Here is a 13789-nt window from a genome sequence, read left to right as displayed (position 1 = left end):
AAGACCGATGCACGCACCCTCTTGACGGTGGTATTGGTCTATGCCAGGTTACCCCGGCAGCGAGAGTGGTCAGCTGACCAATTGGTCAATTCCGACTGTCCGTCCCACCCCCGAGGTGCCCATGAAGACCCACCGCCTCCTCGCCGGAGCGACCGTGCTCACCGCGGTCGCCGGCCTCACCGCCTGCGGCGGCAGCGACCCGGACGGCTCCGGCACCGTCACGGTCGACGTATGGCTGATGCGCGACAGCGTCACCGAGGCGTTCTCCGACGCCGTCGCGGCCGACTACGAGAAACGCCACCCCGGCGTCGACGTCCGCATCCAGATCCAGGAGTGGAACGGCATCGGCGAGAAGGTCACCGCCGCCCTCGCGTCCCACGACGCGCCCGACGTCATCGAGGTCGGCAACACCCAGGTCGCGCAGTACGCGGCCAGCGGCGGCGTACGGGACCTCACCGACAAGGTCGGCGAGCTGCGCGGCGCCGACTGGCTCCCCGGCCTCGCCGAGCCCGGCCGGATCGACGGACGGCAGTACGGCATCCCGTACTACGCCGCCAACCGCGTCGTCATCTACCGCACCGACCTCTTCGAACAGGCGGGGATCGAGGAACCGCCGAAGACCCGCGAGCAGTGGCTCGACGTCACCGAGCGGCTGAACGAGGACGGCGTCCAGGGCATCTACCTCCCCGGCCAGAACTGGTACCTGCTCGCCGGCCTCATCTGGGACGAGGGCGGCGACCTCGCCGTACGGGACGGGGACGGGTGGAAGGGCGCCCTCGACACCCCCGAGGCGCTGGCCGCCATGGACTACTACCGCCGGCTCCAGGCCCTCGGGGAGGGGCCCAAGGACTCCGACGAGGCCGAACCGCCCCAGGTCGACATCGTCGCCAAGGGCGACGTCGCCCAGGTCGTCGCCGTCCCCGGCGGCGCGAAGCTCATCGAGGAGGCCAACCCCGAACTGAAGGGCAAGCTCGGCTTCTTCCCCGTCCCCGGCAAGACCGCCGCCGAGCCGGGCGCCGTCTTCACCGGCGGCTCCGACCTCATCATCCCCGAGGCGGCGGGCCGGCCCGACGAGGCGTACGACTTCATCAGGCTGCTCACCGGCGACCGGTGGCAGAAGAAGCTCGCCACCACGATGAGCTACGTCCCCAACCGGACCACCCTCGCCGGCGTCCTCGACGACGACCCCGGCGCCGCCGCCATGGCCGCGGCGGCCGCGGGCGGCCGGGCCACCCCCAACTCGCCCCGGTGGGCCGCCGTCGAGGCCGACAACCCGATCAAGGAGTTCCAGACCCAGGTCCTCACCGGAAAGGACCCCCGCGAGGCCGCCGAGGAGTCGTCCGCGGACATCACCGAGGCGCTGGACGGCTGACGCCGATGACCACCCACCTCTCCGCCGCCCGGCCCCGGCCGGCCCCGCGCCGGCCGGGCACCCGGCGCCCGGCCGGCGCGGCCGGCGCCGTCGCGCCGCCGCCGTGTGGCCGTACCTGCTCGTCGCCCCCACGGTCCTCGGCGCCGCGTTCCTCCTCGCCTACCCCCTGCTGCGCAACCTGGTCATCTCCGTGCAGCACTTCGGCATGGCCGAGCTGATCCGCGGCGGCGCCTCCTTCGCCGGCCTCGCCAACTACCGCGAGCTGCTGAGCGGCGGGGAGTTCTGGCGGGTGCTGGTCCGCACCCTGGTGTGGACCGGCGTCAACGTCGTCCTGATCATGGTGATCGGGACGCTGGTGGCGCTGATGCTCCAGCGCCTCGGCCGGGTGCTGCGGCTGCTGGTGCTGAGCGCGCTCGCGCTCGCCTGGGCCACCCCGCACCTGGCGGCCACCACCGTCTTCCAGTGGCTCTTCGCCTCGCAGCTCGGGGTGGTCAACTGGGCGCTGACGGCGGTCGGCTTCGAGTCGTACGACGGCTACGCCTGGTTCGCCGACGGCCGCGCCACCTTCACCATCCTCGTGCTGCTCGTCGTCTGGCAGTCGGTGCCGTTCGTCGCCATCACGCTGTACTCCGCGCTCGTCACCGTCCCCGCCGAACTGTACGAGGCCGCCCGCATCGACGGCGCCGGCGCGTGGCGCCTCTTCCGCTCCGTCACCCTGCCGCTGCTGCGCGGCGTGTTCGGGCTCGTGCTGTGCCTGGAGGTCATCTGGGTCTTCAAGTGCTTCACCCAGATCTGGGTGATCAGCGAGGGCGGGCCGGACGACGCGACCACCACGCTGCCGGTCTACGCCTACCGCGTCGCCCAGTCCCTGCACCGCTACGACCTCCAGGCCGCCGCGTCCACCGTCACCGTCGCGCTGCTGGCCGTCGCCCTGTTCGTCTATCTGCGCCAGCTGTTCCGGCAGGAAGGGGAGCTGTGACGTGAGGCATGCGAGGCTGCGCCGGCTGCCGCTCAACCTGACCGCGCTCGCGGTGTTCGCCGTCACCCTCTTCCCCGTCTACTGGATGGCCGTCACCGCCTTCAAACCCACCGCCGACATCACCGCCGCGACCCCCGTCTTCCTGCCCACCGACCTCACGCTGGAGCACTTCCGCACGGCCGCCGGCGCCGACGGCTTCGCCCGGTTCTGGCGCAACAGCCTGCTGGTGACGGTGAGCGCCGTGCTGCTCTCGCTGCTCGTCGCGCTCGGCGCCGCGTTCGCCGTGGCCCGGATGCGCTGGCGCGGCCGGCGCGCGTTCGTGCTGATGGTCTTCGTCGCCCAGATGGCGCCCTGGGAGGCGATGCTCATCCCCGTCTACGTCATCGCCCGCGACGCCGGCATGCTCGACCGGCTGTCGATGCTCACCCTCGTCTACTTCATGGTCACGCTGCCGTTCACCGTCATCGTGCTGCGCGGGTTCCTCGCCGGCGTACCCGTGGAGCTGGAGGAGGCGGCGCAGGTCGACGGCTGCACCCGGGCCGGGGCCTTCCGCCGGGTGACGTTCCCGCTGCTCGCGCCCGGGCTGCTGGCGACCTCGCTGTTCGGCTTCATCACCGCCTGGAACGAGTTCGCCTTCGCCAACATGCTCATCGTCAACAGCCAGGACGACCGGACACTGCCCGTCTGGCTCTCCTCGTTCAGCAACACCTTCGGCACCGACTGGGGCGCCACCATGGCCGCCGCGACCCTCTTCGCGCTGCCCGCGCTTGTGCTCTTCCTCGTCCTGCAACGCCGCGTCGCCGCGGGCTTCGCCACCGGCGCGGTCAAGGGCTGACGGGAGGAGACCGATGCTGATACCCCGCCCCCACCGGCTGGTGCGGCTGCCCGGCCGCTTCCCGCTCGGCCCCGGCACCGCCCTGCGCGCCGGCGACGGCGCCCAGCGGGCCGCCGCCCTGCTCCGCGGCTACCTCGGCCTCGACCTGCCCGTCACCCCCGACGGCGCCTTCGTCCTCGCCCTCGACCCCGCGCTGCGCGGCCTCGGCGCCGAGGGCTACGGGCTGACCGTCGGCCGCGACGGCGTACTCCTGCGCGCCCCGCGCCCGGCCGGGCTGCTGCACGGCGTGCAGACCGTGCGCCGGCTCGCCGCCGCGGCCGGCGGCGCGAGCCTGCCGTGCGTCCAGGTCAGCGACCGGCCGCGGTTCGGCTGGCGCGGCGTGCTCCTCGACGTCGCCCGGCACTTCCTGCCCGTCGGCTACCTGCGCGACTTCGTCGACCGCTGTGCCGGCTACAAGCTCAACGTCCTGCACCTGCACCTCACCGACGACCAGGGCTGGCGGCTGCCCGTCGCGGGCTACCCGCTGCTGACCGAGGTCGGCGGGTGGCGCAAGCAGACCGTCGGCGACGGCGTCCCGCACGGCGGCGCGTACACGCCCGCCGAGCTGCGCTCCCTCGTCGCGTACGCGGCGGAGCGCGGGATCACGGTCATGCCCGAGATCGAGCTGCCCGGGCACGCGCGGGCCGCGCTCGCCGCGTACCCGCACCTGGGCAACGTGCCCGGCCGCCGGCTGCCGGTCTGGGAGCGCTGGGGGGTGTGCGAGAACATCTTCGGCGTCCACGACGAGGTCTTCGACTTCCTGCGCACCGTGCTCGGCGAGACCCTCGACCTCTTCGACTCCCCGTACGTCCACATCGGCGGCGACGAGTGCCCGACCGCGGAGTGGGAGACCTCCCCGGCCGCCCGCGAACGCGCCCGCGCCGCCGGGCTCGCCGGGCCGCGGGAGCTGCACGGCTGGTTCCTGCGCCGGGCCGGCCGCCTCCTCCTCGACCACGGCCGCACCCCGGTCTGCTGGGCGGAGACCGGCGCCGCGGGGATGCTGCCGCGCGAGTTCACCGTCATGCCCTGGCGCGACGCCGCCCACGGCCTGGCCGCCGCCCGCCGCGGCCACGACGTCGTCATGACGCCGCACCGCTCCACCTACCTCGACTACCCGCAGTCCGACGACCCCGCCGAGCCCGCCGGGCAGCAGCCCGGCACCGTCACCCTCGCCGACGTCTACGCGGGCGAGCCCGCCCCCGCCGACTGGGAGCCGGCCGCCGCCGCCCGGGTGCTCGGCACCCAGGCGCAGCTGTGGACCGAGTACGCGCCCACCCCCGCGCACGTCGACCACCTCGCCTTCCCGCGGCTGGCCGCCCTGGCCGAGACCGCCTGGTCCCACGAGCGTGACCTCGCCGACTTCCGGCGCCGCGTGGCGGCGCCGGGCACCACCCCACGAACCCCCACCAAGGAGGAACGACCGTGACCAGAACACCGCGCAGGACCGCGCGGCTGCGCACCCCCTCCGCACTCCTCGCCGCCGCCGGACTGCTGGCCGCCGGGGCCGTCACCGCCCCGGCCGCCTCCGGCGCGCCCGCCGCGGCCGAATCCGTCACCGCCCAGTACCACGCCGGCTCCACCGGCGGTGAGCAGGCCGAGCCCTGGCTGAAGCTCACCAACACCGGCGACACGACCGTGCCGCTGAGCGGTCTGACGATCCGCTACTACTTCAAGGCCGACCCCGGCGCGCCCGGCTACCGCTTCGCCTGCTCCTGGGCGGTGCGCGGCTGCGCCCACGTCACCGGCACCTTCGGCTCGCTCGCCAGCCCCACGGCCGACGCCGACCGCTACCTGGAGATCGGCTTCACCGCGGGCGCCGGCTCACTCGCTCCGGGCGGCAGCAGCGGCGACCTGCAACTGCGCTTCCACCGCACGGACTGGCAGTCGATGAACCAGGGCGACGACTACTCCTTCGGCGCGTCCCAGACGACGTACGCGGACTGGAGCAAGGTCACCGTGCAGCGCGGCGGGGCCCTGCTGTGGGGCACCGCGCCCGAGGGCAACGACCCGGGCGACCCCGGCGACCCGGGCGACCCGCCCGACCCGAACGGGCCCGCGCTCTTCGACGACTTCGACTACACCGGCCACACCGACAGCCGCCTCGGACAGCGTGGCTGGACCGTGCGCTCCGGCTCCGGCGGCCCCGGCGCGCCCGGGGTGAGCTGGGCGCCCGATCAGGTCACCTTCCCCGGTGACGGCGCCGCTTCCGCGCTCAACCTGCGCACGTCGACCGACGGCACCGCCGGCGGCACCCGGCAGACGGAGCTGTACCACCAGCGCAAGTTCCAGCAGGGCACGTACGCCGCCCGGGTGCGCTTCAGCGACACGCCCGTCTCCGGACCCGACGGCGACCACATGGTGCAGACGTTCTTCACCATCACCCCGCTCGACGCGCCGATGGACCCGAGCTACGGCGAGCTGGACTTCGAGTACCTGCCCAACGGCGGCTGGGGCGAGCCGTCGAACATCCTCTACGCCACGTCGTGGGAGACCTACCGGCCCGACCCCTGGGAGGCGGTCAACACCCACACCGAGGCGCGGCAGAGCTACGCCGGCTGGCACGACCTCGTGATCACCGTCGACGGCGACTCCATCGACTACTACGTCGACGGACAGCCGTTCGCCGTGCACGGCGAGCCGTACCTGCCCGAGACACCGATGTCCATCAACCTCAACCACTGGATCATCTCCGGCGGGCTCGTGGGCAGCACCACCCCGCGGGCGTACGATCAGCAGGTCGACTACGTCTACTTCGCCAAGGACCAGACGCTGACGCCCGCCCAGGTCGACGCGCAGGTCGCCGCGTACCGCGCGGACGGGGTGACCCACCAGGACACCGTCCCGGCCGGCTGACGGACCACGGCCCCGACCGGTACGCCGCCGCCGCGCCCGCGGCGGCGGCGTACCGCCCCCGGCGCCCGGCGAAGCCGCCGCCGGACGGCCCTTCGCGGCTCACCGCCGGGTTGCGCGGCGTTCATCTTGCGGCCGGAACCTCGGCAGCACCGCCACGTCAGGACTCGGCACCCGGCAGGACTGGGAGGGCGTCATGGGCCAGCGACTTCGTCACCACGACCACCGCCACCGGCACGGCGGCGCCGCCGCCGGCGCCGCGGACCCCGCCGTCCGCACCGCGACCAGCCGCCGCGCATGAGCGGCGGGTACGTCCTCGGCGCCGACTCCGGACTGACCGAGCTGCGCGCGGCCGACCACCTGCTGCACGCGCTCGCCGGCGACCTGCGGCTGCCGCGGACCGCGTACGGCTGCACCCACCTCGTGACGGGGGAGCGGCCCCGCATCGCCGTCTCCCTCGCGCTCGCCGGCGCCGCCGAGGCGGCCGCCGCCTGGCGCTGGCTCACCGCCCGCGGCCACGCCGTCGCCGGGCTGCCGGGCGGCACCCGCCACGGCCCCGGCGAGGCCGCCGCGGCGGCGGCCCGCGCCGCCGCCGAGCACGCCTCGCGCAGCGTCGGGCGGGCGGTGCTCTACCCGGGGGCCGACGCGCTGACCGGGACCATGACGGTCGGCGAGCTGCTGGCCGCCTCGGCGATCGAGCAGGTCGTGCTGCTCGGCGCGCCCGGCGGCCCGCCGGGGGAGGCCCGGATGGTCACCCGCGGGCATGTGCGCCCGCAGTGGCTCGACGGGCGGCTGGTCCTCGCGGTGATCCCGGCGGCGGCGGAGACCCTGATCCCCTTCGAGGCCCCCGCCCCGGCGCCCTGCTGCACGGCCCGCTGACCGGCGGCGCCGCCGCGGGCCCCGCCGGTCCTCGGCGGCCCCCGGGTCAGCCCCCGGTCAGTCCGCGCCGTCCGCGTGCAGCGTCCGGGTCGCCAGTACCTCCCCCGCCGCGTCCACGGCGCTGACCCGTACCACCTTCGCGCCGTCCGGCACCGCGACCTCCGCCGTCGTGACGAAGCCTGCCCGGTCGACGGTGCGGGCCGCCGGCGTCCGGCCCGGGGCGCCGGTCTCGATCCGCCAGGCGTCGACCTCCGTGGCGCCGTTCCAGCTCATCGCGAGCGTGCCGGGGTCGCGCCACTCCACCGTCGGCTTCGTCGCGGGCGTGCCCGTCCAGTCGGCGCGTATCACCCGGTAGCTGTACGTGTCCTGCGGGAACGTCCCCGTGAACACCGGCTCCCCGCCGGCGAACTCCACCATCCGCCCCGCGCTGCCGTAGCCGAGCAGGATGTTGCCGCCCGCCGTCTGCCGCGCCGACCCCGCGAAGAACGTGAAGACCGGCTCCGGGGTCTGCACGTTCTCGACGAGCCGGGCGGTCATCGCCTTTTCGTCCAGCTCGTAGACGGCGCCGCGGGAGTACTGCGGGGTGCGCTTGTTGCCGTTGTCGAAGAGCATCAGCCGCCCGTCCGGGCGGCGCCGGGCGTCGTGCTGGTAGCTGGGCCGCTGCGCGGGGTCGGGGAAGGTGAAGTCGCTCGCCTCGCCGCCGAGGCGCCACCGCACGGCGCCGGTCTCCCGGTCGATCTTGTAGACGGTGCTGGTGTGCCGGGCGCTCATGAGCAGGTCGCCGTCCGCGTCGTACGCCAGGGAGTTGGTGTGGACCGGGTCCACCGTCTCCCCGGTGAGCGGCTCCTGGGTCTCCGTCAGCGGGATGTGGTCCAGCGCGCTCCACTCGAAGAGCACCTCGCCGGTGTCGGCGTCCTGCTCCTGGACGACGGCGTCGATGACCTGGGCGTCCGGCCTCCCGCCGTACTCGGTGAGGTCGCGGGTGACGTACTCGAAGCCGAGCAGCAGCACGCGGGAGCCGTCGGGGCTGATCTCGAACTCGTGGCTGTCGGTGAAGGAGCCGTTCATCCGGTAGGAGGCGATCTCCCGGTAGGCGGAGTCCAGCAGGACGTACTCGCCGCCGAGGTCGGTGTTGTCGTAGACGCTCAGGGCCGGCTCGCCGCGGAAGGTGACGGGTTCCAGGTTCATGTACGGGCCCGGCTTCCACCACACCGGCTCGCCGGTGTTGTCGTAGATGGCCGCGCCCGCGAGGTCGCCGCCGATCGGGGCGGGCGTGGTGAGGAGCACGCCGTCGTCCTCGCGGCCGGTGGTGGTCGTGGTGAGCGCGGGCGGCGCCGCGGCGTCCGGCCGCGCCGTACCGCCGCCGAGCGGCGGCACGGCGCCGTCCGGGGCGGCGGCGCCGGGGTGCGGGTGCGGGTTCGCGGGCGGGGCCGCGGGCGCGGCGGCCGCGCCGCCGGCGAGGGCGACGGGGGCGCACAGCGCCGTCGCGGCGCCGAGCACCCGGGCCCGTAACAGACGGGGGCGCGGGCGGGCGGGGGTCTGCGGTGACCGCTGCTGTTGACGCACGGGAATCTCCTTGACGGTGGGGGCGCCCGGCCGGGCGGGGGCACCAGGCTGGTGGAGGGGGCGGCGGGAGACAAGCCCCTGCCGCCCCCCTCACGTCACTCGTCGGCGAAGATTTTGACCACGATCTCGCCGTCGGCGGTGGCGTACCCCCGGTACATGCCGGAGGTGTTGAAGGTGAAGGCGAGGTTCTTGCGGGAGTCCAGCGCGATGACCCCGCCGGTGTCGTCGCCGCCGATCGCCTCGGTCTTGTCGATCGCCGACCCGGCCGCCTTCGACACCGACCGGTGCAGGTACTCGACCTGCGCGGAGATGGTGTGGGTGACGGCCTCGCGGATGAACAGCTCGCCGGTGCCGGTCGCCGACGCCGCGATGTTGCCGTTCTTCGCGTACGTGCCCGCGCCGACGATCGGCGAGTCGCCGACGCGGCCGACGGGCTTGTTCGTCAGCCCGCCCGTGGACGTGCCGGCGGCCAGGTCGCCGTCCTCGTCGAGGGCGACGGCGCCGACCGTGCCGGTCTCGCCGAAGTCGAAGTCCGACTCGCCCCCCTTGGCGGCCATCAGCGACTCCCAGCGCCGCTCGGTGAAGAAGTAGTCCTGGGTCACCAGGTCGATGCCGCGGTGCTGGGCGAAGCGCTCGGCGCCCTCGCCGCTCATCAGCACGTGGCGGGAGTGCTCCATCATCTCCCGGGCCAGCGAGATCGGGTTCTTGACGTGGGTCACCCCGGTCACCGCGCCGGTGTCGAGGGTCGCGCCGTCCATGAGGGACGCGTCCAGCTCGTTCTCCGCGTCCGTGGTGAACACCGCGCCCTTGCCGGCGTTGAACAGCGGCGAGTCCTCCAGCACGTTGATCGCCGCCTCGACGGCCGCGGTGCTGTCCTGCCCGCCGGCCAGCGCCCGCTGCCCGGTGCGTACCGCCTCGGTGAGCTTGGCCCGGTACTCCCGCTCCAGCTCGGGCGGCATGTCCTCGCGCCGCAGGGTGCCGGCGCCGCCGTGGACGGCGAAGACGACGTCGCGGGCGCGCTCGCTGGTGTTGGGGTCGCCGGACCCGCCGCGGTCCTGGACGGTGCGGGTGCCGGACGCCGCGGCCGGGGACCGGTCGCCGGGCGCGTCCTGCCGCGGCGCGGCGGCCGCGCCGAGGGCGGTGACCGGGATGATCACGACCGCCGCCGCGAGCAGCGCGGTGCGTGCGAGCGTCGATGTCCTGCGAAACATGTGCCGCTCCTCTCGCTGGTGCACGTTGTCACCGGCGGCCGGACGCGCGTGCCCGGCCGCCGGGGGCGAGCATGACGACGTACGGGCCCGCTGCCAAGTGCCGCCGACACCGTTGTCGTACAGGCGACATGTCGCAAGCCCGGCACCGCAGAGATCGTGACAGCCGGCCCGCCGGGGCCGAATGCTTGCCCCGTGCATCTACGACGAGTACAGCTGCCGGCGCTCGCCACCGCGGGCGCGCTCCTGGTCACCCTGGCGCCCTCCGCGGCCCCGTCCGCCGCCGCACCCGGCGGCGCGACGGCCGCGGACCGGGCGCCCCGCTCCTCGCTCAGCGTCGTCACGCTCGTGACCGGCGACCGCGTACGGCTTGAGCGCTACCCCGACGGCCGCCAGGCCGCCACCGTCATACCGCGCGACGGCGCTTCGGACGCCGGCGCGGCCGGCGGCTTCGAGCAGCTGGAGATCGACGGCGACCTGCACGTCATCCCCTCCGACGCGGTGCCGTACGTGGGCTCCGGCGCCCTGGACCGCGACCTGTTCAACATCTCCGAGCTGGTCCGGCAGGGCTACGGCGACGGACGCAGCAAGCGGATCCCGCTGATCGTCTCGTACGCGAAGGGCGCGCGCGCCGCCGACGCCGCGAAGCTGCCCGGGGTACGGGCCGGCGCCGCGCTGCCCAGCCTCGGCGCCCGCGCCGTCAAGACCGGCAAGGACAGCGCGGACCGGTTCTGGGAGGCCGTCGACGACGACCGCAAAAACGTCCGTACGGCGGCGGAGCCGCGGCTCGCCGGCGGCATCGAGCGCATCTGGCTGGACGGCAGAGTCCGCGCCTCGCTCGACCGCAGCGTGCCGCAGATCGGCGCGCCCGAGGTCTGGCAGGGCGGCCACGACGGCACCGGGGTCACCGTCGCCGTGCTGGACACCGGCGTCGACGCCGGACACCCGGACCTCAAGGGCAAGGTTGACGAGGCCCGCAACTTCTCCGACAGCCCCACCACCGGCGACGCCTTCGGCCACGGCACGCACGTGGCGGCCACCGTCGCCGGCACTGGCGCCGGTTCCGGCGGCTCCCGCAAGGGCGTCGCCCCCGGCGCCCGGCTGCTGGTCGGCAAGGTGCTCGGCGACGACGGCTTCGGCTCCGAGTCGCAGGTGCTCGCCGGCATGGAGTGGGCCGCCGGGGCCGGTGCCGACGTGGTCAACATGAGCCTCGGCACCGACGCGCCCACCGACGGCACCGACGCGCTCAGCCTCGGCCTGAACCGGCTGACCGCCGAGACCGGCACCCTCTTCGTCGCCTCGGCCGGCAACACCGGCCCGCGCTCCGCCACCGTCGGCTCACCCGGCGCGGCCGACGCCGCGCTCACCGTCGGCGCCGTCGACCGCGACGACGCGCTGGCCGACTTCTCCAGCCGCGGCCCGCGCGTCGGCGACCTCGCGGTCAAGCCCGACATCACCGCGCCCGGCGTGGACATCGTCGCCGCCCGGGCGGCGGGCACCGCCATGGGCACGCCCGTGGACGACCTGTACACCGCCGCCTCCGGCACCTCCATGGCCGCGCCGCACGTCGCCGGCGCCGCCGCGCTCCTCGCCCAGCGCCACCCCGGCTGGGACGCGCAGCAGCTCAAGGACGCCCTGGTCAGCACCGCGCAGCGGCACGACGAGCTGACCGTGTACGAGCAGGGCGGCGGGCGCGTGGACGCCGCCCGCGCCGACGCCCAGCAGGTGTACGCCACCGGCACCCTCGGCTTCGGCAGCGTCGAGCCGGGCGGCGCGCCGGTCCGCCGCGAGATCACGTACACCAACGCCTCCGACGCCCCCGTGACGCTGCAACTCGACGTCTCCCTGCGGGCGTCCAGCGGCAAGCCGGTCCCGGCCGACGCCGTCGGGCTGCCCGGCGGCGGCACCGTCGAGATCGCCGCGGGCGGCACCGCGACCGTCCCCGTCACCCTCGACCCGGCGGGGCTGAACCCCGGCCGCTACGGCGGGTACGTCACCGCCACCGCCGGCGGCACCGTCGCCCACACCACCATCGGCGCCGTCCGTGAGGCCCCCACCCGCACCGTCACGCTGCGCGGCATCGACCGCTCCGGCGAGCCCGCCTTCGTCAACCCCGTCACCCTCTTCGGCGAGGACGACCGCTACGACGTCGTCTCGTACATCCCCGAGGGCAGGTCGATGACCGTCGAGGTGCCGGAGGGCGACTACTTCCTGCACGCCGTGATCTCCGACAAGGTCGTGAACGGCAGCGTCGACAGCCTCGTCGTCGACCCGCAGCTGACCGTGGACCGCGACCTGGAGGTCGTCCTCGACGCCCGCGAGGCGAACGAGGTGCGGATCGAGACGCCGAAGCCGGCGGTGCAGGAAGCCGCGATGAGCTTCTACAGCCACCGCGAGTTCGGCAGCCGCAGCATCTCCCACGGGCACATGGAGTTCAGCGTCGACGGCCGCAAGCTCTACGTCACGCCGACCGACCGGGCCCGCGACGGCGTCTTCGAGGTCTCCTCCCGCTGGCAGCTGGAGGCGCCGATGCTGACCGGCACCGTGCGCTGGCCCGGCGGGCGCGAACCCGTCGACGCCGTCCGGCTGATGGGCCGCTCCCCGGCGCTGGACGGCACCCGGCGGCTGCCGCTGGCCGACGCCGGCGCGGGCACCGAGGCGGAGTTCGCGGCCCTCGCGGACCGCGGGGTCGACCTCTCCCGCGCCGCCGTCCTGGTCGACGGCAAGAGCCCGCAGGACGAGAACGTCGTACGGGCCGCCGCGGCCGCCGGCGCGCGCTACGTCATCGTCGCCGGCCCCGAGGGCTCGCCGGCCTGGAGCGTGTGGCGGCCCGGCGGCGAACGGCTGCCCGCGGTGGGGGCGATGGTCCGGCACGACGTCGGCGAGCGGCTGCGCGCGGCGCTGGCCGAGGGCCGGACGACCGTCGAGCTGCGGGGCACGCCAGCCAGCCCGTACATGTACGACGTGATGCAGGTGGCGAAGCAGCGGGTGCCCGAGCACGTGGTGCACCGGGTGAGCGGCGCGAACACCGCCACCGTCCGGACCGGCTACCGCGACTCCGGCGGCACCCCCTGGACGAAGGAGCAGCGCTTCGGCTGGCGGCCGTGGATGGACACGGCCATCAACCAGTACCAGCGGCACGTGCCCACCCCGCACGAGCGCACCGAGTACGTGAGCGCCGGCGACACCCTCTGGCGCCACAACGTCCACCACCGCTACACCTACGACACCTTCAACCCGCTGGCGGGCGGCATGATCCAGCCGGCCCGCACCTACCGGCCGGGGGAGCGGGTCCGGGAGACCTGGTTCGCGCCGGTGGTGCGGCCCGCGATCCCGCGCGGGGTGCCGGGGCTGACCTCGTACCGCGAGGGTGACCGGCTCACCGTCCGGATCCCGGAGTTCGCCGACTCCGAGGACGGCCACTACAGCCGCCTCGACGGCGGCGACTGGGGCGGCGTGCCGGCCGACGAGTCGTCCGCGGCGCTCTACCGCGACGGCGAGAAGCTGGCCGAGGGCCGCACGGCCTGGGGCGCGTTCCCCGCGGGCGGCGACGGCGGGAAGGGCGAGTACCGGCTCGACCTCGCGGTCGACCGGACCACCCCGGAGTGGCGCACCTCGGTGAGCACCCGCACCAGCTGGGAGTTCACGGCCGACCGCCCGTCGGCGGGCGAGCAGGAGCTGCTGCCGCTGCTCCAGCTGGACTACGACGTGCGGACCGACGACTGGGGCGCGGCTCGCGGCGGGCGGTTCGCCTCGCTCGGCATCACGGCGCGGCACCAGGACGGCATCGACGGCCGGCGCATCAAGGGGATGGAGGTCGCCGCGTCCTTCGACGACGGCGCCACCTGGGACGACGCCGTGGTGATCCGCTGGTGGGACGGCGGCCACCGGGTCTTCCTGCGGCACCCCCGGGTGGGCGACGACGGCGGCTTCGTCTCGCTGCGCGTGAAGGCGTGGGACGACGCCGGCAACAGCGTCGAGCAGACGGTGAAGCGGGCGTACGCGCTGAAGTGACCCCCTGTGTCACCGGTGCGGCCGGAACCCTCCGGCCGCACCGGCGG

At 74.8% G+C, this 13789-nt stretch carries 9 protein-coding genes; 7 read left to right on the top strand and 2 right to left on the bottom strand.

Translation table 11 applies throughout. The features are described from left to right. Positions 1–121 precede the first annotated feature (121 nt). From ACHZ99_RS07490 to ACHZ99_RS07465, 6 genes are all read left to right on the top strand, one after another. Complete coding sequence (locus tag ACHZ99_RS07490; protein ID WP_420303591.1) at positions 122–1372, top strand: extracellular solute-binding protein; 1251 nt, start codon at positions 122–124, stop codon at positions 1370–1372. Positions 1373–1475: 103 nt separating this feature from the next. Beyond that, positions 1476–2351 (top strand): carbohydrate ABC transporter permease, encoded by an 876-nt coding sequence (locus ACHZ99_RS07485; protein WP_420303590.1) that lies wholly within the window; start codon positions 1476–1478, stop codon positions 2349–2351. A gap of 1 nt (position 2352) precedes the next feature. Next, positions 2353–3186: a carbohydrate ABC transporter permease gene (locus ACHZ99_RS07480; protein WP_420303589.1), complete on the top strand. Its 834-nt coding sequence runs from the start codon at positions 2353–2355 to the stop codon at positions 3184–3186. 13 nt (positions 3187–3199) lie between these two features. Continuing rightward, positions 3200–4651, top strand: a complete 1452-nt coding sequence (locus ACHZ99_RS07475; protein WP_420303588.1) for a beta-N-acetylhexosaminidase — start codon at positions 3200–3202, stop codon at positions 4649–4651. Beyond that, complete coding sequence (locus ACHZ99_RS07470) at positions 4648–6078, top strand: cellulose binding domain-containing protein (RefSeq protein ID WP_420303587.1); 1431 nt, start codon at positions 4648–4650, stop codon at positions 6076–6078. The genes ACHZ99_RS07475 and ACHZ99_RS07470 overlap by 4 nt, the downstream gene beginning before the upstream one ends. 294 nt (positions 6079–6372) lie before the next feature. Next, on the top strand, positions 6373–6954 hold the full coding sequence (locus ACHZ99_RS07465; RefSeq protein WP_420303586.1) for a hypothetical protein: 582 nt from the start codon (positions 6373–6375) through the stop codon (positions 6952–6954). A 57-nt stretch (positions 6955–7011) separates the two neighbouring features. Here the strand turns inward: ACHZ99_RS07465 and ACHZ99_RS07460 are convergent, their stop codons facing one another. Further along, positions 7012–8520, bottom strand: coding sequence for an arylsulfotransferase family protein (locus tag ACHZ99_RS07460; protein ID WP_420303585.1), 1509 nt, complete (start codon positions 8518–8520; stop codon positions 7012–7014). Between the two features lie 95 nt (positions 8521–8615). After that, positions 8616–9731 carry an isoaspartyl peptidase/L-asparaginase family protein gene (locus ACHZ99_RS07455; protein WP_420303584.1) on the bottom strand — a complete coding sequence of 372 codons (1116 nt, stop codon included), beginning with the start codon at positions 9729–9731 and terminating at the stop codon, positions 8616–8618. Between the two features lie 192 nt (positions 9732–9923). Here ACHZ99_RS07455 and ACHZ99_RS07450 point away from each other — a divergent pair, with 192 nt between their 5' ends. Continuing rightward, entirely contained in the window at positions 9924–13742 is a 3819-nt protein-coding gene (locus ACHZ99_RS07450; RefSeq protein WP_420303583.1) for a S8 family serine peptidase, read from the top strand. The last annotated feature ends 47 nt before the right edge of the window (positions 13743–13789 follow it).

This window comes from Streptomyces sp. MAR4 CNX-425 (assembly GCF_048656465.1).
Classification (GTDB): Bacteria; Actinomycetota; Actinomycetes; order Streptomycetales; family Streptomycetaceae; genus Streptomyces.
The sequence above is the reverse complement of the archived record's forward strand: the minus strand, read 5'-3'. Positions and strand labels throughout refer to the sequence as shown.

Coding starts and splice junctions, on each gene's coding strand:
- ACHZ99_RS07465 (WP_420303586.1), top strand. CDS start 6,373: ATGAGCGGCGGGTACGTCCTCGGCGCCGACTCCGGACTGACCGAGCTG.
- ACHZ99_RS07455 (WP_420303584.1), bottom strand. CDS start 9,731: ATGTTTCGCAGGACATCGACGCTCGCACGCACCGCGCTGCTCGCGGCG.
- ACHZ99_RS07490 (WP_420303591.1), top strand. CDS start 122: ATGAAGACCCACCGCCTCCTCGCCGGAGCGACCGTGCTCACCGCGGTC.
- ACHZ99_RS07475 (WP_420303588.1), top strand. CDS start 3,200: ATGCTGATACCCCGCCCCCACCGGCTGGTGCGGCTGCCCGGCCGCTTC.